This is a genomic window from Pseudochrobactrum sp. Wa41.01b-1 (genome assembly GCF_019464455.1).
Taxonomy (GTDB): Bacteria; Pseudomonadota; Alphaproteobacteria; order Rhizobiales; family Rhizobiaceae; genus Pseudochrobactrum; species Pseudochrobactrum saccharolyticum.
In genome coordinates this window covers 700,263-722,835 of record NZ_CP080493.1, presented here as the reverse complement: position 1 = coordinate 722,835, position 22,573 = coordinate 700,263, and the positions used below count along the sequence as shown (strand labels likewise).

At 48.4% G+C, this 22,573-nt stretch carries 26 protein-coding genes and 1 tRNA gene; 9 read left to right on the top strand and 18 right to left on the bottom strand.

The annotated features are described in order from the left end of the window. Nucleotide 1 precedes the first annotated feature (1 nt). Together K1X45_RS03480 and K1X45_RS03475 are read left to right on the top strand one after the other, a co-directional pair. Complete coding sequence (locus tag K1X45_RS03480) at nucleotides 2-1,246, top strand: cysteine desulfurase (protein ID WP_220159855.1); 1,245 nt, start codon at nucleotides 2-4, stop codon at nucleotides 1,244-1,246. Nucleotides 1,247-1,251: 5 nt separating this feature from the next. After that, entirely contained in the window at nucleotides 1,252-1,659 is a 408-nt protein-coding gene (locus tag K1X45_RS03475; RefSeq protein WP_139316353.1) for an SUF system Fe-S cluster assembly protein, read from the top strand. 33 nt (nucleotides 1,660-1,692) lie between these two features. On the opposite strand, the gene K1X45_RS03470 is transcribed toward K1X45_RS03475, so the two are convergent. Beyond that, nucleotides 1,693-2,178 (bottom strand): Rrf2 family transcriptional regulator, encoded by a 486-nt coding sequence (locus K1X45_RS03470; protein WP_220159854.1) that lies wholly within the window; start codon nucleotides 2,176-2,178, stop codon nucleotides 1,693-1,695. 96 nt (nucleotides 2,179-2,274) lie between these two features. On the opposite strand from K1X45_RS03470, the gene K1X45_RS03465 reads away from it, so the two are divergent. Continuing rightward, nucleotides 2,275-2,721 (top strand): carboxymuconolactone decarboxylase family protein, encoded by a 447-nt coding sequence (locus tag K1X45_RS03465; RefSeq protein ID WP_121993434.1) that lies wholly within the window; start codon nucleotides 2,275-2,277, stop codon nucleotides 2,719-2,721. Between the two features lie 54 nt (nucleotides 2,722-2,775). On the opposite strand, the gene K1X45_RS16040 is transcribed toward K1X45_RS03465, so the two are convergent. Continuing rightward, the gene (locus K1X45_RS16040) at nucleotides 2,776-3,630 is read right to left on the bottom strand and encodes a hypothetical protein (protein ID WP_220159853.1); all 855 of its coding nucleotides are present in this window, start codon (nucleotides 3,628-3,630) and stop codon (nucleotides 2,776-2,778) included. Between the two features lie 311 nt (nucleotides 3,631-3,941). On the opposite strand from K1X45_RS16040, the gene sufA reads away from it, so the two are divergent. After that, nucleotides 3,942-4,322 carry a Fe-S cluster assembly scaffold SufA gene (sufA, locus tag K1X45_RS03455; protein WP_220159852.1) on the top strand — a complete coding sequence of 127 codons (381 nt, stop codon included), beginning with the start codon at nucleotides 3,942-3,944 and terminating at the stop codon, nucleotides 4,320-4,322. Between the two features lie 55 nt (nucleotides 4,323-4,377). Here the strand turns inward: sufA and K1X45_RS03450 are convergent, their stop codons facing one another. Together K1X45_RS03450 and K1X45_RS03445 are read right to left on the bottom strand one after the other, a co-directional pair. After that, on the bottom strand, nucleotides 4,378-5,907 hold the full coding sequence (locus tag K1X45_RS03450) for a DEAD/DEAH box helicase (protein ID WP_220159851.1): 1,530 nt from the start codon (nucleotides 5,905-5,907) through the stop codon (nucleotides 4,378-4,380). Nucleotides 5,908-6,240: 333 nt separating this feature from the next. Further along, nucleotides 6,241-7,014 carry an NAD kinase gene (locus tag K1X45_RS03445; protein ID WP_022711433.1) on the bottom strand — a complete coding sequence of 258 codons (774 nt, stop codon included), beginning with the start codon at nucleotides 7,012-7,014 and terminating at the stop codon, nucleotides 6,241-6,243. 141 nt (nucleotides 7,015-7,155) lie between these two features. On the opposite strand from K1X45_RS03445, the gene K1X45_RS03440 reads away from it, so the two are divergent. After that, a tRNA-Thr gene (locus tag K1X45_RS03440) sits at nucleotides 7,156-7,231 on the top strand. Between the two features lie 1,021 nt (nucleotides 7,232-8,252). Here K1X45_RS03440 and K1X45_RS03435 read toward each other — a convergent pair. Beyond that, a complete protein-coding gene (locus K1X45_RS03435) occupies nucleotides 8,253-9,173 on the bottom strand; it encodes a DMT family transporter (protein WP_255560511.1) in 921 nt (306 codons plus the stop codon). A gap of 116 nt (nucleotides 9,174-9,289) precedes the next feature. On the opposite strand from K1X45_RS03435, the gene gcvA reads away from it, so the two are divergent. Beyond that, entirely contained in the window at nucleotides 9,290-10,192 is a 903-nt protein-coding gene (gene gcvA / locus K1X45_RS03430; RefSeq protein WP_220159850.1) for a transcriptional regulator GcvA, read from the top strand. Nucleotides 10,193-10,446: 254 nt separating this feature from the next. On the opposite strand, the gene K1X45_RS03425 is transcribed toward gcvA, so the two are convergent. After that, complete coding sequence (locus K1X45_RS03425) at nucleotides 10,447-11,517, bottom strand: porin (protein WP_220159849.1); 1,071 nt, start codon at nucleotides 11,515-11,517, stop codon at nucleotides 10,447-10,449. Between the two features lie 825 nt (nucleotides 11,518-12,342). On the opposite strand from K1X45_RS03425, the gene K1X45_RS03420 reads away from it, so the two are divergent. After that, nucleotides 12,343-12,765 (top strand): VOC family protein, encoded by a 423-nt coding sequence (locus K1X45_RS03420; RefSeq protein WP_220160367.1) that lies wholly within the window; start codon nucleotides 12,343-12,345, stop codon nucleotides 12,763-12,765. Between the two features lie 172 nt (nucleotides 12,766-12,937). On the opposite strand, the gene K1X45_RS03415 is transcribed toward K1X45_RS03420, so the two are convergent. Next, nucleotides 12,938-13,432, bottom strand: coding sequence for a DUF2165 family protein (locus K1X45_RS03415; RefSeq protein ID WP_213598162.1), 495 nt, complete (start codon nucleotides 13,430-13,432; stop codon nucleotides 12,938-12,940). A 292-nt stretch (nucleotides 13,433-13,724) separates the two neighbouring features. On the opposite strand from K1X45_RS03415, the gene K1X45_RS03410 reads away from it, so the two are divergent. Beyond that, entirely contained in the window at nucleotides 13,725-14,012 is a 288-nt protein-coding gene (locus tag K1X45_RS03410) for a hypothetical protein (RefSeq protein WP_220159848.1), read from the top strand. A gap of 95 nt (nucleotides 14,013-14,107) precedes the next feature. On the opposite strand, the gene K1X45_RS03405 is transcribed toward K1X45_RS03410, so the two are convergent. The 7 genes from K1X45_RS03405 to K1X45_RS03375 all read right to left on the bottom strand — a co-directional run bounded on the left by K1X45_RS03405 (nucleotide 14,108) and on the right by K1X45_RS03375 (nucleotide 17,489). Next, nucleotides 14,108-14,371, bottom strand: a complete 264-nt coding sequence (locus K1X45_RS03405; RefSeq protein ID WP_220159847.1) for a hypothetical protein — start codon at nucleotides 14,369-14,371, stop codon at nucleotides 14,108-14,110. A gap of 220 nt (nucleotides 14,372-14,591) precedes the next feature. Next, nucleotides 14,592-15,278 carry a hypothetical protein gene (locus K1X45_RS03400; protein WP_220159846.1) on the bottom strand — a complete coding sequence of 229 codons (687 nt, stop codon included), beginning with the start codon at nucleotides 15,276-15,278 and terminating at the stop codon, nucleotides 14,592-14,594. 225 nt (nucleotides 15,279-15,503) lie between these two features. Next, nucleotides 15,504-15,749 (bottom strand): hypothetical protein, encoded by a 246-nt coding sequence (locus K1X45_RS03395; protein WP_022709409.1) that lies wholly within the window; start codon nucleotides 15,747-15,749, stop codon nucleotides 15,504-15,506. Nucleotides 15,750-15,788: 39 nt separating this feature from the next. After that, on the bottom strand, nucleotides 15,789-16,025 hold the full coding sequence (locus K1X45_RS03390) for a hypothetical protein (protein WP_028233249.1): 237 nt from the start codon (nucleotides 16,023-16,025) through the stop codon (nucleotides 15,789-15,791). Between the two features lie 216 nt (nucleotides 16,026-16,241). Further along, nucleotides 16,242-16,439: a hypothetical protein gene (locus tag K1X45_RS03385; protein ID WP_022709411.1), complete on the bottom strand. Its 198-nt coding sequence runs from the start codon at nucleotides 16,437-16,439 to the stop codon at nucleotides 16,242-16,244. A 228-nt stretch (nucleotides 16,440-16,667) separates the two neighbouring features. Then, complete coding sequence (locus tag K1X45_RS03380) at nucleotides 16,668-17,009, bottom strand: hypothetical protein (RefSeq protein WP_245257278.1); 342 nt, start codon at nucleotides 17,007-17,009, stop codon at nucleotides 16,668-16,670. An 18-nt stretch (nucleotides 17,010-17,027) separates the two neighbouring features. Continuing rightward, nucleotides 17,028-17,489, bottom strand: coding sequence for an EF-hand domain-containing protein (locus K1X45_RS03375; RefSeq protein WP_220159845.1), 462 nt, complete (start codon nucleotides 17,487-17,489; stop codon nucleotides 17,028-17,030). A gap of 214 nt (nucleotides 17,490-17,703) precedes the next feature. Between K1X45_RS03375 and K1X45_RS03370 the strand changes: the two genes are divergently transcribed. Then, nucleotides 17,704-18,630 (top strand): alpha/beta hydrolase, encoded by a 927-nt coding sequence (locus K1X45_RS03370; RefSeq protein WP_255560510.1) that lies wholly within the window; start codon nucleotides 17,704-17,706, stop codon nucleotides 18,628-18,630. Nucleotides 18,631-18,655: 25 nt separating this feature from the next. On the opposite strand, the gene K1X45_RS03365 is transcribed toward K1X45_RS03370, so the two are convergent. The 4 genes from K1X45_RS03365 to K1X45_RS03350 form a co-directional block, all read right to left on the bottom strand. Beyond that, nucleotides 18,656-19,405 (bottom strand): F0F1 ATP synthase subunit A, encoded by a 750-nt coding sequence (locus tag K1X45_RS03365; RefSeq protein WP_022709414.1) that lies wholly within the window; start codon nucleotides 19,403-19,405, stop codon nucleotides 18,656-18,658. 209 nt (nucleotides 19,406-19,614) lie between these two features. Then, a complete protein-coding gene (locus tag K1X45_RS03360) occupies nucleotides 19,615-19,857 on the bottom strand; it encodes a YdcH family protein (protein ID WP_028233253.1) in 243 nt (80 codons plus the stop codon). Between the two features lie 76 nt (nucleotides 19,858-19,933). Next, nucleotides 19,934-21,253: an Hsp70 family protein gene (locus K1X45_RS03355; protein ID WP_022709415.1), complete on the bottom strand. Its 1,320-nt coding sequence runs from the start codon at nucleotides 21,251-21,253 to the stop codon at nucleotides 19,934-19,936. 126 nt (nucleotides 21,254-21,379) lie between these two features. After that, a complete protein-coding gene (locus K1X45_RS03350) occupies nucleotides 21,380-22,552 on the bottom strand; it encodes a dihydrodipicolinate synthase family protein (RefSeq protein WP_220159844.1) in 1,173 nt (390 codons plus the stop codon). Nucleotides 22,553-22,573: the final 21 nt, after the last annotated feature.

Here is a 22,573-nt window from a genome sequence, read left to right as displayed (position 1 = left end):
TATGAATCAATTATCGTCTGTACTGCAAAATTATGATGTTGAAGCAATCCGCCGTGATTTCCCGATCCTGTCGCGTGAAGTCTATGGCAAGCCGCTGATCTATCTCGATAATGGTGCCTCGGCACAGAAGCCGCAGGCGGTTATTGATGCGGTGACGAATGCCTATTCCAACGAATATGCCAATGTGCATCGCGGCCTGCATTACCTCTCTAATGCGACGACCGATGCCTATGAGCGTGCGCGTGAAAAAGTACGCGGCTTTCTCAATGCCGGTTCTGTAGACGAGATCATCTTTACCAAATCAGCCACAGAGGCGATCAATACGGTTGCCTATGGTTATGGTATGCCGAAGATCGGTGAGGGTGATGAAATCCTGCTCACCATTCTTGAGCATCATTCCAATATCGTGCCTTGGCATTTCATTCGTGAGCGTCAGGGTGCCAAACTGGTTTTTGCGCCGGTGGATGATGAAGGTGTGTTTCATCTTGAAGAATTTGAGAAATGCATTACCCCGAAAACCAAGCTGATTGCTCTGACCCACATGTCCAATGTGACGGGTACGGTTCTGCCGATTAAAAAGATCGTCGAGCTTGCCCATGCGCGGGGTATTCCGGTTCTGGTGGATGGTTCGCAGGCTGCCGTGCATATGCCGGTGGATGTGCGTGATCTCGGTTGTGACTGGTATATTATGACCGGCCACAAGCTTTATGGCCCGTCCGGTATCGGTGTGCTGTATGGCCGTATGGAAATGCTGGAGCAGATGCGCCCGTTTATGGGTGGTGGTGAAATGATTGAAGAGGTAACCGTTGATAATGTTACCTATAATCATCCGCCGCATCGTTTTGAGGCCGGAACGCCGCCGATTGTGCAGGCTATTGGATTGGGCGCGGCGCTTGACTATATAGAGAGCATAGGTCGTGAGGCTATTGCTGCCCATGAGGCTGATCTGCGTCTCTATGCGCATGAGTCTCTGGCGAAGATTAACTCACTGCGTATTGTCGGCAATGCACCGGATAAAGGCGCGATCATTGCGTTTGAGATGCAGGGTATTCATGCCCATGACGTTTCAACCCTGATTGACCGTGCAGGAATTGCAGTGCGGGCAGGCACCCATTGTGCTCAGCCATTGCTGCAGCGCTTTGGAGTAACATCGACCTGCCGTGCTTCCTTCGCTATGTATAATACCCGCGCGGAAGTGGATGCTCTGGTTGCAGCGCTTGAAAAAGCAAGACAGTTTTTTGGATGATGAATATGGATACTAAACAGCAAGTGCCGGTCGCAGATGTGATCGCAGCAGATGAAGAAAACAGTGCTTCAAAAGTGTTTTCCGCTTCCGCAATTCCGGAAGAAGAATTGCTGCGCCTGACCGATGACATTATCGGCGCGCTGAAAACTGTCTATGATCCGGAAATTCCGGCAGATATTTATGAGCTCGGCCTGATCTACAAGGTTGATATTGAAGATGACCGCACGGTCAAAATCGATATGACTTTGACTGCCCCGGGTTGCCCTGTGGCCGGTGAAATGCCGGGTTGGGTAGAAAATGCTGTTGGTGCGGTTGAGGGTGTTTCCCATGTGGAAGTGACCATGACCTTTGATCCGCCATGGACACCGGACCGTATGTCCGAAGAAGCTCAGGTTGCTGTGGGCTGGTACTGATTTTAAACGCTGCGGAAACGCAGCGTTTTTTATTTAGCGTGCATGTAAGCTAAGATAATCGGACACGAGTAGTTTACTGGAAGGACTGATCTGCTGCTCGCCGTCCTGCATGAGATCGGCAACAGTCTGGCTGCGTAAAGCATCGCGCCAGAGCTGTTCCGCGGCCAGCATCCGCGATTTGATAAAACAATCTCTCTTATAGTTGCAGGGATCCTGTGATTTTCCGGGTGCGCAGCGGCGGATCTCCCTGCAAATAAAGGCCGGTTCTTTGCCGTCAATCGCTTCCACGATATCGAGCAATGTAATTTGTTGCGGAGCATGCGCCAGCCGGTAGCCGCCACGTGGCCCCGGAACAGCTATAATCACATCAGCAGCAGTGAGAGCACGCAGATGTTTGAGCAGGTAGCTCTCGGATACCCCATGCAGTTCCGCCAGATGTTTGCCCGCCAGAACCTTATTCTCCGGCAGCCCTGACAGCACGAGTGCGCAATGCAATGCCGCCTCAACTCCGTCGCTCATTCTGCGCATATCATACCTTTTAGATTTGTTATTCCATAATCATCGATATAATATATCGATGATTCTAGGGCAAACTCTTATTGCAAGGCATATGTGATGAAAAACAGAATGAATGTCGCGAAAGTCGCTCCGGCTCTTTATCAGTCCATACAGGCATTGGATGCAGCAGTTGATGCGGCGGGGCTGGATAAGCGTCTGCTGCATCTGGTGAAAATCCGCGCTTCACAGATTAACGGCTGTTCCTATTGCACGGATATTCATATCCGTGATGCTCATAAAGATGGCATGGATATGCAGACTTTATATATGACAAGCGCTTGGCGTGAATCGCCGTGTTTTGATGCGCGTGACCGTGCTGTGCTGGAATGGACCGAACATCTCACGCGGGTTGCAGAACTCGGCGTGCCGGATACTCTTTATGAAAGTGTCAAAGCGCTGTTCTCTGAAGAAGAAATTGCCAAGCTGATTGTGGCTATTGGCATGATCAATTTGTGGAACCGGATTGGTGTCAGCACGCAGCTTATTCATCCGCGTAAGCCGTAAAACAAAAAAAGCCTGTCAGTGATGACAGGCTTTTTAAAGTGCTGAATACAGAAATTAAGGTGCGCCGCATTCTTCCGGTACGCTTTTTTCAAGCGGCAGCGGAGATTTTGACAGCGTGCCTGCCATGATTGCCATTGGCTTAAATGGCGGCACTGCCTGCATGGCAGGATTGCTCATGCTGATCGTGTAGCAGCCGGTATAAACCTGCGACTTACCTTCAGCGAGTTTGGATTCGATAGCAATCGGCACAGACCAATAGATCTGACCGGCACCCGGATCAGGTTCGCTGCTGCCGAGTTTAATGCTTACAGATTCTGTACCGGCATAGCCCTTGGCATATTTCTCAAAATCATCGCCTTGCTGGCCTTCAGCATAATAGCTGTAGGCACGCACATATTCTTTGCGGTTAATGGCATTGTAATAGGATTCCAGCAATTTCTGCGGTGTGCTGCGGTCATCCACATAATCGGGCAGAACCAAACCCTCAGCCACTTCTTTTGTGGCTTCAGGTGTCGGAGCTTCGGGCTTGTCTGTGGCTTCTGTGGATTTTTTAGCATCCGGCTTATCCGCAGGCACAGCATCTTCTTTCGGCTTTTCAGCTTCAGTTTTCTCCGCTTTGGCTTTTTCGACCTTAGCTTTTTCTTCCTCGGAATCTTTAGCTGCTGCTTCACCGGCCTTTTTTAAGGCATCGGGCTTTACCTTTTGCTGTGCTGCAGGCTTATCTTTGGGTTCAGCTGTCCCTGCCGCCTTGGCATAAATCGCACTGCCGGTCAGCAAAGCTGCACCGATAATCGTGGTTCCAAGTAGTCGCATGATTGTAAGGCGCTGTTGCTGAGAGCGATCCTGCGTGATGGCCAATGCAACAGGACGGTGCGATGCGGGGTTATGACGGCTCTGCTGAATACCCATTAAAATCTCCGCTTAGCTGAGGCAAAGAACCTGAGATGCTCTTTTATTCGCAAAAGACTGCAAACAGATCATGGCAATTTTACGCGTTTTGCGAATTATTCATTTTATTCTTATGCGCTGTAAAGAGTAGAAAATCTTGCTTTAAATGCAGGATCAGAGCGTTGCTTTACTTGCAGTCAGGACTGTGTGAGACTAGATAGAGTATCAGAGGTAAACCGGACAATCGGGGCTTAGTGCAGGATTTCAGGTTGACCTCGTAAGTTGAAACTACATGGCCTTGAACCATGTAACAGATACAAGTGAGAAATTTTATGGGACGTTTTTCCATCATGACCCTGACCGACGCAGCAGCGGAACGCGTGCGCGAAATTCAGGCCTCTCATGAGGATGCTCTGGGTATCCGTGTGGGAGTGAAAAAGGGCGGCTGCGCCGGTATGGAATATACGATTGCGTTGGCTGAAGAAGCCAAAGCCGGTGATGATCTGATCGAGCTTGATGGTGCGAAAGTTTATGTCGCTCCGGAAGCTGCATTGTTTTTGCTCGGCACCCAGATGGATTTTGAAGTGACAACCCTGCGCACAGGTTTCGTCTTTAATAATCCGAACCAGACATCGGCTTGTGGCTGCGGTGAATCCGTTGAGCTTGCACCGGTTACTCAGGAAGCACTGGATGCTGCGCATCGCGCCGCCTGATTATCCCGTTAAATACAGATAATAAAAAACCCGCCATTCGGCGGGTTTTTCTTTTTTAAATGTTGATTGGTATCAGCATGAAGGCCGGAATATCATCGCCGAAGCCCAGCGGTGACGGCTCATCATCAAAATCACGACGATGGCGTTTATTCTGCTGGCCATTCTGGTTCTGGCGGCGATCTTCATGGCCGTTTTTGTGCGGAGCAGGGCGAACCGGTTCCGCTGTAACAGCAGTGCCGATGGAAACATTATCCGGCAGAACAGGCTGCGGCGCATTGAGCGCAGAAATGTCTGCCACAACCGGTGATTCAGCAGTTTTCTCTTCTGCAATACGTGGCTGCGCCTGTTTTTCCTTGTGCTCTTTTGCATCGCGAGGCTTTTTGCCGTTCTTACCACGGCTGTTACGACCGCGGCGACCGGTCTCTTCGGTCTCTTCCTGTGCAGGTAGAGTGGAGAGATCTCCATCCAGCCATTCAATCTTTTCGCCGATCATTTTTTCGATGGCATCAAGATATTTGGTATCTGCACCGGTGATGATCGAGAATGCCTTGCCCGAGCGACCTGCGCGACCGGTACGGCCGATGCGGTGGACATAATCTTCCGCATGGATCGGAATGTCATAGTTGAACACATGGCTGACATCCGGAATATCCAGACCGCGGGCAGCCACATCGGAAGCCACCAAAAGCTGAAGATTGCCGTCTTTAAAATTGCTCAGCATGGTCATGCGCGCGCGCTGATCCATATCGCCATGGAGCGCACCGGCATTAAAGCCGTGCTTTACCAGCGAGCGGAACAGTTCTGACACATCCATTTTGCGGTTGCAGAAAATGATCGCATTTTTTAGCTCATCACCTTCAGCCTGAATAAGATCACGCAGCACTGCACGTTTATCCCATGGCTTCTTGGCCGATTTAACCAGACGCTGCGTTACAGTCTTCGCGGTTGTCGATGCTTTCGCAACTTCAACGCGGGCTGGCGAATGCAGGAACTGCTCAGTCAGCTTGGTGATTTCCGCAGGCATGGTTGCCGAGAAGAACAAGGTCTGACGGGTGAAAGGGATCAGCTTGCAGATACGTTCGATATCAGGAATGAAACCCATATCCAGCATACGGTCTGCTTCGTCGATAACCAGAATTTCAACACCGGTCAGCAGCAGTTTGCCGCGCTCGAAATGGTCGAGCAGACGACCTGGTGTTGCGATCAGCACATCAGCGCCGCGCTCCAGCTTGCGTTCCTGTTCATCAAAGGAGACGCCGCCGATCAGCAGAGCAACGTTAATACGGTGATTAACGCCGTATTTTACAAAATTCTCTTCAACCTGCGCTGCGAGTTCGCGGGTTGGTTCAAGAATGAGTGTGCGCGGCATACGTGCACGTGCACGGCCTTTTTCAAGCAGGTGCAGCATCGGCAATACAAAGGATGCTGTTTTGCCGGTGCCGGTCTGGGCAATACCGAGAACGTCTTTACGTTCCAAGGCCTGAGGAATGGCGCCAGCCTGAATAGGAGTAGGGGTGGTGTAACCGGCGGCTTCTACCGCTGCCAGTATTTTCGGTGACAGACCGAGTTCTGCAAATGTCGTCAATGGAGGCGTAGCTCTCTTTTTGGAAGAAGCGCACTGGACCCGACCGGTAATGTCCGCATGACAACAGGACAGGAAAAGCGCTTATGTTTGCGCATTGCGTTAAAATTAATAAAGCCGTTACGGGGAACAGGCCAAAAAGTCAACAAAAATGCCGTTTTTGCTTCGATTTAGGTTGATTTAATTGATCTTCCGGCAGCCCACAACTGTATGATCTGCCAATAGAAGCATCGCATTGTTATAAAGCGATGCTGTTTATCTCTGTTTTATCAGTGGTTTTGCAGATCCGTGTATGACTAACTATGCGGTTTCGGCCGATTTTCCTTGTTTGCGCGCTTAATAACGGAACTGCTCATTGAGGATGCGCTCATCCCATGTATGCTCTTCATCAAAAAGCAGGGTGACGCGGTTTTGCGTATCTTCGCGCACGGTTACAGAAGTGACGGATTTCACTTCTGTATGATCCGCCACGGCATTGACCGGTCTTTTGTCGACTTCAAGAATATCCATACGTACAGTGACCGATTTCGGCAGCAATGCACCACGCCAGCGACGCGGGCGGAAAGGGCTGACGGGTGTCAGAGCCAGCAGCGGGGAGTCGAGCGGCAGGATTGGTCCCTGAGCGGAAAGATTATAGGCGGTGGAGCCGGCAGGGGTGGCCACCATCAGTCCGTCGCAGATTAGTTCTTCCAACCGCACCTTGTCATCAATACTGATGCGGATTTTCGCCGCTTGGTAAGATTGGCGCAAAACGGACACTTCATTAATGGCCAGTGCTTTGACCGTGCCGCTCTCACGCGATTCAGTAATCATTTCAAGAGGGCGGATAGTTTCGGCATGGGCGGCAGCAACACGCTTGGGCAAATCTTCCTCGTGATATTCATTCATAAGGAAGCCGACTGAACCGCGATTCATACCATAAATCGGTCGCTCGTGATTCATATGATCGTGCAAAGCCTGCAACATTACCCCGTCACCGCCAAGCACAATGAGGGCATCTGCTTCATCTGCAGGTGATTCACCATAGCGATTACGTAATGATTCCGCGGCAGAGACCGATTCCGGAGTGCCTGAAGTGATATAAAAGAATTTTTTATACGGGTATTTCATCAGTTTCTGCCGAAAAGCTGCATGATTGGATGAGGATTTGTAGCCTAAATGTGGATAAGAGGCAAAACATTGTTATTTTTTCTGCGTCTAAGCGATTTTCCGTTTTACAAACAAAAAGAATATGCTATCTAGCCGTCAGTTGCCCTTATAGCTCAGTTGGTAGAGCACCTGATTTGTAATCAGGGGGTCGGGAGTTCGAGTCTCTCTGGGGGCACCACTTACAATCTTCTCATTGTAATTGTTGTGCTTTTTCAACTAATCTCAGAATTGAGATTTGATATTGAGAAGCGTTTTATAATCTTTCCCCACACATGTTATTGCTTAATGCAAAGACTATTCCTGTCAGCTTCTTTGGCCGCATGTTTGATGCAGTTCAGTCGTTGATTGTTGAAGGTTGATTCTCCGCTGTCAGGATTCGGATTCCTGTTCGCTATTGTCAGAGCGCTGGGGAGATTAAATTATAGTTTTGAAAAGGCGGCTTAATGGCTGCTTTTTTTATGGACGAGCCATAGATGTAATATCTGCAAGCCAATCATTATGATGCCCAGAAAAACAAGGGATTGAGTTGTTGACTGTTCATGCTCTGAAATACTGGTGAGAATAAGCGCAGAGCTGATCGCCGCAAAAATGGCAGGAAATGAAGCCAGTGCTATAACTCTCGGAGCTGACCAGTTAACCTGTCCGGAAAGACTCCATTGCATCGGAAGTCTGTGCAGGTGATGAAGTTTATTATTTGCTGCTATGGCAATTAAACTCATTACCAACAGAACGATAAACCCAGCAGCATACATTATCGACCTCGGATGTTGGGGGGGGATTTTATTTATTCACTTTGATCATCGCTGCAATGTGTGAAGTTTTGGCGTGGATAGTGCCTGCTAACAATTAACATGTCGGCTGAAAGGCTGGTTTGTACTTAGCGGTAATGCCTGAGGTGATATGCTTTTAAGGCTGCGTTGCTGGCGCAGTCGGGTTTGAGCAGGGTTCTTGTCCTTTGAGGTTTTTGGACATGCAGGCGTAACGGTCAAAGTTTTTTCCTGAGTCCATTACAGCTTTGCTCGCGCCGCAGGCTGTTAATGCGAGTGCGGCAATGAGCAGAGGAATAGCCCTTTTCATTTCAAAACAAGCTCTTATCAAAATTTCATTCCTGTGCAGCGTGTTGCAATGTTCAGACAAGGAAATACATGGTGCGATTTTGGCAATTATACGTCGGCTGATTGATTGATGGATACATATATTTACCGAGCCTTTTTGTTTCGCATCGTGAGTGCGAGGCCTGCCAAAATAAGTGAGACACCGAGCAAAAATTGTAAACCAATATTGTCACCGAACAGAATGGCTGAAGCAATTATCCCAAATACTGGCTGAAGATATTGAATGCTGGCTGCAACCGGTGCCGGTACATTCTTTAAAATACTGATCCATAAGAATAATCCGGCTACACTCACTATTAACCCAAGATATGCAGCTGCACCGAATGAAACGGCTGTGAGTGTGAAGGGAGCCTGATAAGTTTCCCAAGCAGCAAGCGGGATCATTGCTAGCAGCCCGAAGAATGTGCTCCACGTTACGACTACAACGGTTCCATATTTAAGTGTCAGTTCAACACTCCAGACATAATAGAATGCAACCGCAATGGCCGAAATCTGTATCCAGACGGGCCCCGCAAACGTGGTGGTTATGTCGGAGGATGTGTTCTCAAATGCAACAACGACAATGCCAATAAACGCTGTCGCAACACCGCATATCTGAATAATCGTGATCGGCTGCTTTAACCGGTATGTTGCAAAGATCACAATAAACAAGGGAATGGTTGCGGAGAGAATGGTTCCGACTGAGGCCGATGTACCATTTACACCTATTGTTTGCGCGACCTGTCCCAAACCAATGCCGATGATGCCAAGCATAGCCACGGTGGGGACTGCTTTCCACGGCAAGGGCTTTTTCCCGATTAACAGCAACAGCATAAACGGTACGGCGACTGCATAACGCAATGCGGTGAGTGTCAACGGTGGTGTTGAGTTTAAACCCAGCTTGGTTGCCGGTATAGAGATTCCCCACATCAGCGCCAGAAGTAACATTGCACCAAAGCTGACAAGTGTGACCGGCTTGTGAGGAATTACCATATATGCAGTTTTGTTGCTTAAGGTTTGACTCATTGAGAAATCCTCAAAATAGCGCGAGCTTTTCTTAAGATTTACCGCTCTCTGCCTCTTGCAGACAAACCATTTATAATCACACTATGCGTGAGATTTTGTCATATATGGATGTAAAAATGGCAGGCCATCTTCCTCCGTTACAAACGCTTCGTGCTTTTGAGGCTGCGGGCAGGCGATTGAGTATGACGCTTGCTGCAGAAGAGCTGTGTGTCACGCACGGAGCCGTCAGCAGGCAGATCAAAGCTTTGGAAGATGATCTTGGTTGCAGGCTGTTTAAGCGCTTGACGCGGAAAATTGAGTTTACGGATGACGGGGCAAATTATTTTGCTGCAGTTACTCATTTGCTGTCGGAGCTGGCGCGGGAGACTGAAAATATCCGGACTAGAAATACTGACGCAAAACTGGTCATAAATTGCAGTATTTCATTTGCGAGCAAATGGTTAGCGCAGCGTTTGCACCGCTTGATGAGTTGTTACCCCGATTACGATATCCATCTCGAGGTGAATGAAAATGCTGTCGATTTTAATGTTTCCTCCGCGCATGTCGTTTTACGTTATGGGAATGGCATATATCCCAATGCGGATAGTGAGCGCATCATGGACGAGACTGTAAGTCCGGTTTGTTCACCTGCTTATCGTGAGAAAACGGGCGGTATAGCGACTGTCTCAGATTTACTTTCCTGTAAATTGATACATGAAAACGGAATGAAAACAGACTGGCATCGTTGGTTTGAGCTCTTCGGGGTAAAAGGCAGTAATATACGCGGTGCCGGTTACAGTCATGGAAGTATGTCCATAGAGGCGGCAATCAGAGGTGAGGGCGTGGCGCTGGGACGCAGCGTACTTATTGCCGAGGATCTGGCCTCAGGCCGGCTGGTGGAGCTGTTTCCTGCATTCCGTCTGGAAGTTGAGCATGGCTATGATCTTATTTATGCAAAAGGTAGCCGTGATCATCCGAAGATCTGTGCATTCAGAGATTGGATAAATGAGGAAATCCGCCGGTTTAATATGTCTGAATAGCACTCTTATCCTCGGGAAAGTGCTTGGAGCGCCAATCATTTTAAATGAGAAGGATAATGCCGAAGGGCGGTTTGTAAAAAGAGGCTGGAATATCTTATTGTGTTTAGAAAATAAAAACACGGCGAGATGTTGATCTCCCGCCGTGTCCCGTGAGCGTAGCTGAATGGATAGTATTTTGATGACTGGAGGTCATAACCAAGTCTAGACTACGCTCTTAGGGAGATGAGTTATATTCATCCCCCTAATGAATTTTATTAGAACGAACGCTGGAAGCGGATCATACCACCGAATGCGCCTTCGCCACGAACGGCTGGAGCGTATTTGTCGGTGTCTTTCCACTTGGTGTAGGAAACTTCAGGAGTAATTGTGAAGCCTGGAACCAGCTGGTAAGCTACGTTTGCAGTGTAAGCCTGTTTGCCGAAATCTTCGTAAGCAGCCTGCAGGTTGAAAGTAGCTTTGTCGGTTGCCTTGTACTTCAGGCCACCCCAGACAGCCCAATCGCCACCCCAGTTGCCGTACATGCCAACAGGAGCTTCGTAAGAAGCATAACCGCCCTGTACCCATACAGAGAATACGTCAGTTACGTTTACGTCGAGGCGAACTTTACCAGCCCACTCTTCGATTTCAGAGTCGTAAGCTGCAGCAGCTGCGATCGAGCCCCAAGCCTGTTCGAACTTCAGACCACCAACAACGTGTGGCATGTAGTCGTCGATTACGCCGTCATACTTGTTGCCGTTGATGTCGGTGAATGTGTCAACGCGTTCGCCCTGTTCGGCAGAGATGATTGCCGAGAAGCCGTTGCCGCCTTTGAAGGTGTAGCTGATGATGTTTGTGTTGTATGCACCTGGCGATACAACGTCATCGTTGATTACGTCGCCGAGGTAACCTGTGAAGGTGTGGAATGCTGAATCGGTTTTACCGATGAGCAGGCCGCCCAGCTGAATGTAAGCGTGCTTCAGAGTGTGGCTGCCCTGAGCGCCGTCACCGAAGTTGAAACGGTTTTCGGTGAAGGTCTTCAGTGTACCGAGTTCGGTTTCCGAAGCTGTGTGTGTACGCAGTGTGAAGCGGGTGTTGGTTGACCAAGTTTCGCGGTCATGACCTTTGTAAACGTCATCGCCAGCTTTAAAGTCAGCGCGAACATAACCGGAAAGACGCAGGCAGGTTTCTGTGCCTGGAATGTAGAAGTAGCCAGCGCCGTAAGCGTCGCAAACGCGCACATATTCTACTGCTTCTGGTTCTGGTGCAACGATGGCGTCGGCAGCCTGAGCGCCGGTTGCTGCAACGAGTGCTGCAGCGGAGCCGAGAAGAAGGCTCTTAATGGTCATTGTGTATTCTCCCGCGTAAGCGATTGATTGTTGAGACTTTCCAATTTTGAGATTCGGAAACATCTTGCGCTTCGGTTGATATGGAAGGCGGGAGGGTATGGAAATATGAAAAATTACTGAAATATGAGATGGAAATGACCCTGTATCTTTTTGGTCACAATTTAGTGAGTGGTAAAATTGTTGTGAGATTGGCGTGGAAAAACGCCTGATCGGATGAGACATTTTTAAAGAGGTGACTTATCTTAAAATTAGTGTCATGAATATGAATATTCGTAAAATTACTTAATAAAATCAATTGCTTGTATTGAATTTGCTCGAGGTAATTTTTGTTGATTTCTATGATATTTGTGACGTGTTTATTACAGCGCTATTTTTAATGACTGGCAGCACTTTTTTTGACTCACAATAAGTTGAAAACAGTGTTTTTCATCACGCGTCAGCTTTCCTGAACTTTTCCGTCATATCGCTGTCTGTAAAATAATTGGCGGACAGGCATGTCGCATTTTGACTTGAAATGCACATTGAATATTCATGATTCTTGTAGTGAGCTGCTTTCGCAAAGTGCAGATTATGTGCTGGTGTGCATGTATTCTCGCTTTATTTGTAAAATGGAAATTCGTTGCAGACCTTGCAGCAGTTTGGCCCTGAGAACACGAATATTGACCTGTATTTGGCCTGCAGTTATCATCAGGAGGTCAAAAACAGGTTAGGTTCGGGAAGGTTGGCCCGGCCCCCGCTTTGCGGGTCCTTCTGTCACAAATGGTGACGGCCCATGACTATTGAAGTGTTCGTATGGTGCGGACGCTAAATAGGAAGGGTATGGATATGAAACCGCGTATTTCTGTTCTCACACTCGGTGTGGCCAATCTCGAACATTCTTTTTCATTCTATCATGATGGGCTGGGATTGCCGTCTGAAGGCATTTTCGGGCGTGAATTCGATCATGGTGCCGTGGCGTTTTTTGATCTCTCCGCTGGCCTGAAACTCGCAGTTTTCGCGCAGGATGATCTGGCCTATGACTGCGGATTGCAAAAGCATCCGGTCAGCTCTACCGCTGCCAGTATCGGGCATAATGTTCTGCTGCGGGAAGAGGTTGATGATATAATGCTCAAAGCTGAGCGCGCAGGTGCAAAAATCGTTAAGGCACCACAGGAGACTTTCTGGGGTGGTTATGCGGGCTATTTTACCGATCCCGACGGGCATTTATGGGAAATAGTCTGGAATCCGAAGATGCTTCCAGCGGATTGATATCTGCCAGCAATAAGTCTTCGCAAAATATAGCCTGATTATAGCATCAAATATGGCGGCCATTCGGAGTCTTGAATGCGGGCTGTATTGCACGCGACTATCAGTTCAGGCTTTTGTTGAGGCAAAGCAAAGCCCTGCCGCATATGGCTGCGGCAGGGCTATTATTTAAATCTTATTCGTCGTCTTTATCCGGCTGAACCAGATAAATCAGAACCAGAATGATGGTCACGAAGAAGCGGAATGCGTCAGGTACGCCATTCCACTGTTTGGACATCCACATTCCGAACCATTCACCGCCCACCGACATAAAGGCGACCTGCCATGTCAGAAAGCCGAGGGTGAGACCTGCAACTGCAAGGTTTTTGCTTTTATTGAAAACTTTGGCAGGTTCATTGCGTGCTGCCAGCAGTTTGAAACCGGCAACCCAGCAGATAATGGCCGTCAGTGTTTCGAGGGTTATAATGCCAATATAACCTACGTGATGAAGCCATTCAGATTCAATGGCTCTGTACTTGATTGTTGCATCAGGAAAGATTGTATCCATGAGGAATACGTGATGAACAAATGCAAAATTTGAGCCGTAATCTGTGATGTTGCCAAATGCTACCAAGGATGAAAATAGGGCAATTGCCATCACCATAAAGATTTTTGATAGACGTATGATCATATTGTAACTTTCATTATTTAACGGGCGCGTAAGCACTCGGATATAATAAGCGCTTATCTGCGGGAGTGCTTAGGTTGGTTTTATAATTAAAACAATAATTTTAAGCTGATATATTTTTTATAAACAAAATACTCGCATTCAGATGCGGAATTTTCTACGAGAATATACCGGTATTATATACTTTTTGGGTGCTGAATGATTGTCAAAAGCAACTCAGACGAACTGATCGCTTGAAAACTTCCTGTTGAAGTATTTACTGCGCGATTATTATTTCGGCCGTGGAAGATCGCAGATGAATATTCGAACTCGCCTGATAGCTGCAGTCGTCGTGGCACTCATCGTAGGTTTCGGTTTTATGGCCTATGATAAATATGCGGATGCAGAGTGGGTTGTTTCACCGCAGAAAATTGAACAGGCACGCAATAGCGGCCAAACGGCCGTAGAAACGCGCCCCGGTACTGTAGCCGTTCGTGCTATACGCAGCGAAGTCGCTGATCTGTTGCCTTATAAATGGGCTGCCTATGGTTTTGCAGCAGGGCTTTTGGTGCTGTTTTCTACCCGTCAGCGCAAAACGGCCTGATATGAGCTCAGATCAAGCCTCACGCTGCGGGGCTTATCTATATAGCTGTATTTCAAGAAAGCGGGCTCCTTAGAGGATAAGGAGCCCGTTATATTTTAGCCTTTTATAGCAGACAGTAAGTCATCATATGCCTTACATGCCTGAGAATCATCAGCGCCATTGTATTTTGTGGCAAGTTCCTGAACTTTTGCCGACAATTCCTGCACTTTAGTCGGGTCTTTCATGATCGATTCTTGTAAAGCAGCATTCAGTTCCTGCGCTTTCTTGGCAATTATTTCCGATGTGCATGCTGGCTCCTTCGAGCAACCTGCTATCGCTGTTGCAGCAACAATAAGAGCAATGCCTAAAATGCTTTTCATCGGTGTATCTCTCTGATCTGTGAATGAGATTTATTAACTGCCTGATCCTGATAAAGAGCAGGTGTCTCTTTCAGTATGAATTTTGCTTGGGAATCGGCAGTAATACCGGTTCAGACAAAAGATTATCTTGGAAACTGATGCATTCTAAATCACTACTTGCGATATTCTGATGCAATATGTGTATTGTCTTTAAATGCGGGTGTGATTTTAAAATAGCTGTTTAAGTGAGTGTGCGAATTATCATGGCGCCAAAGATAAAGCACAGCAATCCTGTCAGGACATAGGTGACGGAGAAGGCGAAGAGCCAGCATTCGTTCAGGTTATAACGAAGCATATCCGCTTCTGTAACTGCTCTTGTTGCCAGATATTTCTTATATTGTGTTGATGCAAAAGCGATCAGCAATAAGAAACCGAAAATCAAAAAATAGGCTACGATCTGTAAGAACGGAAAGAAATTCCGGTGAATGCCCGGAACGCTCATTGTTGTGCGAAACAGGGCTTTCTGATGGGATAAGGGCGCAAAGATCAGCAATAATGAAATGATTGCGAACAGATACAGAGCGATGCGAAGCAGATGAATGCTTGCCGGATTTTTTATATAAGGAACCGGCGGAACCGCTGTGCCCCAAGGTGGAATTTTTGAGTTTGGATTGTTCTGCACACACCAAAAATACCGGTGCATGCCGCGTTGCATAAGCGGCATTGTCAGCAGAACTGTGATGCCGACGGTGACGTAATTCATCACATCTTCTAAGGTAATCGTCGAATCCGGATAATATTTATTGATGAAAATCAATGTGCCAATCACGGCAAACATAACCACTGCCGTCATGGGCATGGTAATGAACATGACTTTCAGAATTTCAATAACGGTTCTGCCTGGTGTTTTGGGTGCAAATGATGACATTGAGAGCCGTTCATTGATTTTATACTGAGGGACTTCTGTTCCCGTATTCTGAAGTGCTGAAATTAAAGCACAGACCGTTCGCTGTGAAGTGCAGGGCAGACAGATATCTGTGCGGGTGTACCTCACTTTCAGGAGGCCGCAGCAAAGATAAAAGCGGCCGTCTTTGCAGAGGCCGCTTTCAGGTCGTGCATACCGGCCAGTTCTGGCCGGCGCTATGTTGCGCTGTTATTTGCAGCGTGCGGTATAAATCTGGCCGCGGCTGTTACGGTATTCACAATAACCGTTACGCAGATTGCGAACCAGAAGACCACCGAGAGCGCCTGCACCTGCGCCAATCAATGCGCCTCTGCCGCCGCCGGCTATGCCGCCGATGACTGCGCCTGCCGCTGTACCAACGCTGAGATCTTTTTCTGTCGTTGTGCAGCCGGAAAGTGCAACAATGGCGGCCACAGCAATTATAAACATACGCATGATAAGACCCTTATTGTTTGAGACCCTGACCTGTACCTATCAAAAACTTCCGGTTTTGTGGTTTCTGTTCTGCCAGTACCGGTTTCGCATGCGCGGTGCCATGAACCAGGCGATAAATGGTGTAATCAGAAAACTGCAGCCAATAACCAGAGGAATAAGATATTTGGCGTTTTGTGCCAGATCAGGGATTGTGAGAACGATGATCATCCCAATTCCGAAAAGAACTGCGTTAATCATCAGGCTGAGTAAAACGGCAATCTGAAAACGAGTGGACATTTCATTGCCTCCCTTATGCTCTGTCATATCAACGTAACCACAAAGAAATGGTTCCGCTGACATGGTTCTCAGGGCAAGATCTGAGGAGCAATGTCAGGATAAATCAAGTATTTCAGGCAAGCGGAAATTTAGCAAGTGATTGCTGATATGCTCTCACATTCTTGATGCATATTCTGCAGATGCGATATTTATGCTTCACCTGCAGAATACAGGGACTTACCGTTGTATACGGGTTGCAACATACCACCCGATAACCGGTGTGATGAGCAGAGCCGCACCGACAACCGCCAGCATCGGATAAATAGGTTTTTGTGCCAGAGAAGGCACTGTCAGAACGACAATGAATCCTGAGCCGACCAGAACAATAAATGCGATTGAGCCGATCATTGATGCCAGATGGAAATTAGTCGACATTTGTCCCTCCGAGAGTGGTTCTCAATATGAACCAGAAGCTCTGTGCCTTTGTCTCTGGCCGGTTTCGTGAAAAGCTGCAGGCAGATGTGAGCTGCATTCGCAGGCTGTTCTCTGCACAAGCGGCAATTTCCGAAGCGGTCAGTTCTTTCAAAGATTACAGGGAGGTTTTATCGCGCAAGTGATGGTGGTGCATTGATTAGGATCAAGCAGAACAGGTTTCAGGCAGGTTCAGGAGCGGAGATTTTCAATGCGGGCGATCAATCCGGCGATTTCCTTCGGATCTTTTATTCCGCTTTCATAAATACGGATGACGGTGCGCGCTAACTGATCTTTATTCTCGTCTGTTGTCGGGCAATAACCGAGAATCTCGCAGACCTCATTATAGGCGGTCTGAAGTGTCTTTATTTGTTCAGGCTTGTAAATTCCAAGATAATCAGTCTTTTGAAAAGGCATGATATCTCTCCTGTTTCTATAATTTGGTACTAAAATAAAAAGAAAATCAATGACTAAAAATTTCACTTTTTGATGAGCGGGACGGGTTTTTGCTCTGGAAAAAAGAAAGCCCGGCATTGAGCCGGGCTTTTGGTTTTATGGCTTCGGATGTTCACCCTGACCATGTTTGCCATGGTGTCCGTCTTTGCCATGGCGCTTACCGGCTTTTAACTCGCTCCGGTCCAGTTTGCCGTCTTTGTTTTTATCCAGTTCGGCAAAGCGTTCCGCGCGCTTTTTCTCAACGGCTTCAAGCGAGATTTTTCCGTCGCCATTCACATCAAGGCGGCGCTCCATGCGGTCTGCCGAGCGTTTCACCATCATTTTGAGAGCATGGGCTTCAATTTCTTCGCGGGAGAGGATGCCGTCCTTGTCGGTGTCGGCCGCTTTTAACTCATCCATGCGGGAGAATTTTGCGAGATCAATCGGCTCACGCTCAGGTTTTTTGGAGATTTGTTCAACAGTTTTTTCAGTATTCGTTTTCGATGCATCCTGTGCAAGAACAGGTGATGCGAGTACAGATGAAGCAACGAGTGCAAGAATTAAAGTTTTTGTATTCATGGTAATTATAACTCCGTCACAAATTAACTTGAGCCTTTAATTGGCATAGGAGTAATATCTAGCTGTAAATGTGTACTGAATATGAACAAGCCAATTACAAATTTGTAATGTTCTGCAGTATGAATTTCAGGCTGTCATATTTTCAATCCGGCCTGTAATTTGCCATGACCAGATAATGCCCGATAATAAATGAATGTTGGTACTGATGCGCATTTTGAATAAGACGTCTGAACTACTTTATCTCATTGCATTTCTTGGCAGTTTTTTAGCGATGCAGCTTTATGGAATGGCCAATGTGATGGCGGCAGAGCAGGGTGATCCGGTGACTTCAGTTTTTGATATGCGTGCAAACGGGATTGATTACCGGATTTTTGTTGCTGCGCCAAAAACTGCGGAAAATGACAAGCCCATGCCGGTCATCTATATGATTGACGGCAATTCGACCTTTCCGATGGCCGTGGATGTGGTGAAAAAAAGGCCGCAATTGCGCGCACTGATTGTCGGTATCGGTTATCCGACACAATCACGCGAAGATATTGTGCGCTCCAGATATTATGATCTGACACCAGAAACACCTGCGGAACTGATCCCTTCACGCGGAAATGGTGCTGATCTGCCGCGCACCGGAGGCAATGCCGCATTCCTGAATTTCATTGAACAGCAAGTGAAACCGGAAATAGAGCGGCGCTTTGCCGTTGATAAAAACAATCAGACCCTGTTCGGCCACTCACTCGGGGGCTTATTCACGCTGCATGCGCTTTTCAGTGAAAGAGGAAGTTTTCAGACTTATAGCGCCGCTGATCCGTCTGTCTGGTGGAATAACCGCTCAATTCTGAAAGAGAAGGATCGTTTCATTGAGCAGGCAACAGAGACGGGTAAGCCGGTCAAAGTGCTGATTGAGACAGCAGGCAAGTCAGTGATGCGTGAGGGCGTTGACAAGGATCGTGCTGCGCAGCTGAAGGCATTGCGTGGCGGACCGAATGGCAGGGATATTTATCAGGAGCTGGTTGCGTTGCCTGGCGTTTCAGCAAGCTTCCATCAGTTTGCCGGTGAAAGTCACGGCTCAATGCTGCCTTATGCCGTTGAAGATATGCTGCGTTTTGTACTGGAAGATGTGAAGCCGGTTCAGCCGCCGGAGTAAACGGCGGCTGAAGGTCTCTGATATTTTAATGGGACGGATGCAATGCATCATTCAGATACATGCAAGTGAGCATGGTGAAGACATAGGCCTGAATCACTGCCATCAGAAATTCGAGGGCTGTAATGCCGACAGTCATTGCCAGTGGCAGAATGGCGGTGATAACGCCCAATGTGCCAAGGCCTGTCAGCGAGACAACAAATCCTGCGAAAACTTTCAGCGTAATATGTCCTGCAAGCATAACGGCGAAGAGACGAACCGAATGGCTGACCGGTCTTGAGAGAAAAGACATAATCTCAATCGGTACAATAATCGGCGCCAGAATAAGCGGCACGCCTGACGGCATGAAAAGGCGGAAAAATTTGGTTCCGTTGCGCACAAAGCCATAGATTGTCACGGTCAGGAAGACAGTCATGGCAAGGCCGAATGTTACAATAATATGCGCAGTTACAGTGAAGGCATAAGGGAACATTCCGAGCAGATTGGCCGTGAGAATGAACATGAAGAGGGAAAAGACCAGCGGAAAGAAGCGTCTGCCTTCTTCACCGGTATTATCCCGCAATGTCGTGGACACAAATTCATATAAAATTTCGGACGAGGATTGCCAGCGGTCAGGGATAAGGGTTCTGCCGCGTGCCGATAAAAACAAATAGGCACCGGCGCCGATTGTGGCAATCAGCATGAACAGGGCTGAATTGGTAAAAGCGATCTGAAAGCCGCCGACTTCACCAAATTCTGCCAGTGGTTTGATTTGAAATTGTTCAATTGGTCCGGCCATATGATGTACTCCCTGGCAGGCGGGGTCGTCCCCGTGGGTTACACCGGCGCAGGTCGTCCTGCGCTATGTACTTGCAGCAGAGTAGAGCGATTCGGACAGGGCACGCTATCAATTGTAGAAAATAATTGGCCGGTCAAAAAAAGAGCATTTTCAATGGTTGAGATTGAAAATGCTCCTGAGGACTGTGTTTTCAGTCGCTATGCGAGATATCAGGCCTGCTGGCTGAGTGCCTGTTCGATCTCGTCTTTCAATGCAAGACGACGCTTGCGCAGAGCTGTTTCATTGTCCTGACTGGTCGGCTCAATCTTTGTCTCTGCGCGGTGAATCTGATCATTCACGTCGTCATATTCCTCAAGCACTTTGGCAAAGCGCGGATCAGCGGCTTTCAGGGCATGAATTTCATCCAGTTTGCCCGGAAATTCTTCGCCAAGTGTATGTGGTGTGTTGGACATGCTGTTTCCTTCCTTGAATTATTTTGTTGAAGGATTCTTCGCATGAGTCTGCGCTCTTTACATTGATCAGGATCAATCAGAACTTGACTGACCAGCGTTCAATATCATTGCTCTGACCGATCAGTGCGAGGCCGGTGGCAATGGAGTCGAACTGGTTGCTGCTGGAAACATCCGCATGTTCAAATTGCTGCGAGAACAGGGTTTTAATCGCCGGCACAAAGGATGTGCCGCCGGTGAGGAAGACGCGGTCAATATCTTTATCTTGCAAGCCGGCATTCCGTACTGCGCTGTCAACGGAGGCGGAGATTGCCTGCATATCTTCGGCAATCCATTTCTCAAAATCCGAACGCTGAATTTGGGCTTCGATTTTAAAATTCTCGGCTTTGAAATGCAGATCGGATGTCTGGGATGAGGACAGGCCTGCTTTGACATCTGATACGACACGGTAAAGCTCAAAGCCGTAATCGCCTTCAATCATTTCAATGAAGTGGTTGAGGGCTTGCGGATGCTCTGCCTGCGATGCAAGTTCATGAAGCTCCCGAAGTGTGGACGGGGAGTTCATCAGAAACAGGGTATTCCAGCGGGCAAAATTCGCAAAATAATGGTTCGGAACCTGCAGCACCTTGCCAAAAGACTTGTAATTGCTCTTCTTGCCGAGTTTGGGAGAGACCACATTATCAATGATGCGGTAGTCAAATGTATCACCGGCAATGCCCAGACCAACCTGACTGAGTGGTGTTGAAGTCAGGCCGCTTGCGCCGACCTCAAAATTTACGATCGAAAAGTCGCTCGTTCCGCCGCCAAAGTCGGCAACCAGCACCGTCGATGTATCTGTCAGCTTCTGCGCATAGAAATATGCCGCGGCAACCGGCTCATAAACATAATGAATATCGGTGAAGCCGAAGGCGCGCAGTGCTTTTTCATAGCGTGCCATTGCCAGCGCTTCATCAGGATTATGGCCTGCAAAAGTAACCGGACGACCGACAATGACTTTGTTGCCGCGGGAGGGCAGTCTGTCTCCGAGGCGTTCAGCCAGTGTTTCCAGAAAAGTCTGTAGCAGATCTTCGAATTTAAAGCGTTTACCGTAGACCGGCGTATCGGTGAAAGATTTGCTCGCGGCGAAGGATTTGAAAGATTGCAGAAAACGGCAATTATGCGGATCAGCAATGAAACGATCCATCGCCCACGGGCCGCTCTCGACATTGCGATGGCCTTTATTACCATCCTGCCAGAAGCACAGCACGGAACGATAGGCTGAAACTATAGCATCATCTTTCGGGAAGCTCATAACTTCGGCAATGCCATTACCGTCTGCCACGGCAATAACGGTGTTGGTGGTGCCGAAATCGAGGCCGAGGGTTATCTTCTCCGAGGGTGAGTGATTTCCCGCAGTCATTGTTCAAATCCTTGCATCTGTGCCCGAGAGAGATATTGGGGAGGCATCTTTGAGAAAACCGCCTTTATAGCTGTTTGGAACGCAGGGTCAATTGAACAGAGAGCAGGATTTCAAGAGTGAAGAGACTTATTCCACGCCTTGTGTGCTGAGCCAGTTTTGCATGCGACGGATGGCCAGATCCGGCCTGTCGAGCACATTGGCCTGATCTGCCAGCCGGAAAATATCGGTGTAATGCAACAGGCCGCGTGCCGATTGCATACCAGCAGGCATGGTGAAATGATTTTGATGGCCGTTCAGCCATGCCAGAAACACCACGCCTGCCTTGTAATATTGTGTCGGCGCTTCAAAAATTTTGCGTGATAAGGGCACTGTCGGCTCAATTGCCGAGCGGAATGTTGCAGTGTTACCGGCGGCAAGCGCACTCAGCGCATAGGAGGCGGAAGGGGCAACAGCATCGAAAATGCCGAGCAGGGCATGACTGTAGCGATTGCCGTCTCCCTCAATGAGTTCTGCATAATTAAAGTCGTCGCCGGTGAAGCACAGTACATTCTCAGGCAGGCGATTGCGCAGTGCAATCTCGCTGGCACTGTCGAGCAATGAGATTTTAATGCCTTCAACACGGGAACGGTTATCATTGATGATCGTCAGAACACTGGTGAGTGCATCTTCAAAGGGGCTGTCTGCCTGCCCCGTCCAGTAGCCGCCAAGTTGCGGGTCAAACATTTCACCCAGCCAGTGCAGGACAATTTTGTTCTGTGCCTGAGAGAGAATACGATTATAGACAAGCGCATAATCATCGGGGCTGCGGGCGATATATGCCAGAGCGCGACTGGCCATCATAATGGCGCGGCCGCCGTGTTTCTCCACAAATTCCAATTGGGTTTCATAGGCCCTGATCACATCATCAAGAGATTTGGCCTCAACTGGGGCAAGTTGGTCAGTTCCGATCCCGCAGGCGAGATCTGCACCTTTGACTGTACGGGCGGTTTCCAGCGAGCGGCGGATGAGTTGCTGTGCGCCGTTCCAGTCCAGCCCCATACCGCGTTGCGATGTATCCATAGCTTCGGCGATTTTGAAACCGAGGCTCCAGAGATGATGACGAAACGCTATGGTCGCGTCCCAGTCGATGGCAGGGCGGTTCCACGGATCAGTTTCACGCAGCGGATCGGAGACGATATGGGCGGCAGCATAGGCGATGCGATTGAACTGCGGCAGTGTTTGTGGACGAGGCACGACAGTGCCTGTCAGATGATAGTCAGTGATAGTGCCGTCTGCATTCGGAAGCCGCAACATTGCCATGGTGCTGTAATCTCCGGAAAA

Coding starts and splice junctions, on each gene's coding strand:
- K1X45_RS03465 (WP_121993434.1), top strand. CDS start 2,275: ATGAAAAACAGAATGAATGTCGCGAAAGTCGCTCCGGCTCTTTATCAG.
- K1X45_RS03415 (WP_213598162.1), bottom strand. CDS start 13,432: ATGATCATACGTCTATCAAAAATCTTTATGGTGATGGCAATTGCCCTA.
- K1X45_RS03475 (WP_139316353.1), top strand. CDS start 1,252: ATGGATACTAAACAGCAAGTGCCGGTCGCAGATGTGATCGCAGCAGAT.
- K1X45_RS03445 (WP_022711433.1), bottom strand. CDS start 7,014: ATGAAATACCCGTATAAAAAATTCTTTTATATCACTTCAGGCACTCCG.
- gcvA (WP_220159850.1), top strand. CDS start 9,290: ATGGCAGGCCATCTTCCTCCGTTACAAACGCTTCGTGCTTTTGAGGCT.
- K1X45_RS03470 (WP_220159854.1), bottom strand. CDS start 2,178: ATGAGCGACGGAGTTGAGGCGGCATTGCATTGCGCACTCGTGCTGTCA.
- K1X45_RS03400 (WP_220159846.1), bottom strand. CDS start 15,278: ATGTCATCATTTGCACCCAAAACACCAGGCAGAACCGTTATTGAAATT.
- K1X45_RS03365 (WP_022709414.1), bottom strand. CDS start 19,405: ATGGCCGGACCAATTGAACAATTTCAAATCAAACCACTGGCAGAATTT.
- K1X45_RS03355 (WP_022709415.1), bottom strand. CDS start 21,253: ATGACTGCGGGAAATCACTCACCCTCGGAGAAGATAACCCTCGGCCTC.
- K1X45_RS03350 (WP_220159844.1), bottom strand. CDS start 22,552: ATGGCAATGTTGCGGCTTCCGAATGCAGACGGCACTATCACTGACTAT.
- K1X45_RS03420 (WP_220160367.1), top strand. CDS start 12,343: ATGAAACCGCGTATTTCTGTTCTCACACTCGGTGTGGCCAATCTCGAA.
- K1X45_RS16040 (WP_220159853.1), bottom strand. CDS start 3,630: ATGGGTATTCAGCAGAGCCGTCATAACCCCGCATCGCACCGTCCTGTT.
- sufA (WP_220159852.1), top strand. CDS start 3,942: ATGGGACGTTTTTCCATCATGACCCTGACCGACGCAGCAGCGGAACGC.
- K1X45_RS03375 (WP_220159845.1), bottom strand. CDS start 17,489: ATGAATACAAAAACTTTAATTCTTGCACTCGTTGCTTCATCTGTACTC.
- K1X45_RS03425 (WP_220159849.1), bottom strand. CDS start 11,517: ATGACCATTAAGAGCCTTCTTCTCGGCTCCGCTGCAGCACTCGTTGCA.
- K1X45_RS03385 (WP_022709411.1), bottom strand. CDS start 16,439: ATGTCGACTAATTTCCATCTGGCATCAATGATCGGCTCAATCGCATTT.
- K1X45_RS03410 (WP_220159848.1), top strand. CDS start 13,725: ATGAATATTCGAACTCGCCTGATAGCTGCAGTCGTCGTGGCACTCATC.
- K1X45_RS03435 (WP_255560511.1), bottom strand. CDS start 9,173: ATGAGTCAAACCTTAAGCAACAAAACTGCATATATGGTAATTCCTCAC.
- K1X45_RS03390 (WP_028233249.1), bottom strand. CDS start 16,025: ATGTCCACTCGTTTTCAGATTGCCGTTTTACTCAGCCTGATGATTAAC.
- K1X45_RS03380 (WP_245257278.1), bottom strand. CDS start 17,009: ATGCCGGGCTTTCTTTTTTCCAGAGCAAAAACCCGTCCCGCTCATCAA.
- K1X45_RS03480 (WP_220159855.1), top strand. CDS start 2: ATGAATCAATTATCGTCTGTACTGCAAAATTATGATGTTGAAGCAATC.
- K1X45_RS03405 (WP_220159847.1), bottom strand. CDS start 14,371: ATGAAAAGCATTTTAGGCATTGCTCTTATTGTTGCTGCAACAGCGATA.
- K1X45_RS03360 (WP_028233253.1), bottom strand. CDS start 19,857: ATGTCCAACACACCACATACACTTGGCGAAGAATTTCCGGGCAAACTG.
- K1X45_RS03395 (WP_022709409.1), bottom strand. CDS start 15,749: ATGCGTATGTTTATAATTGCTGTGGCCGCCATTGTTGCACTTTCCGGC.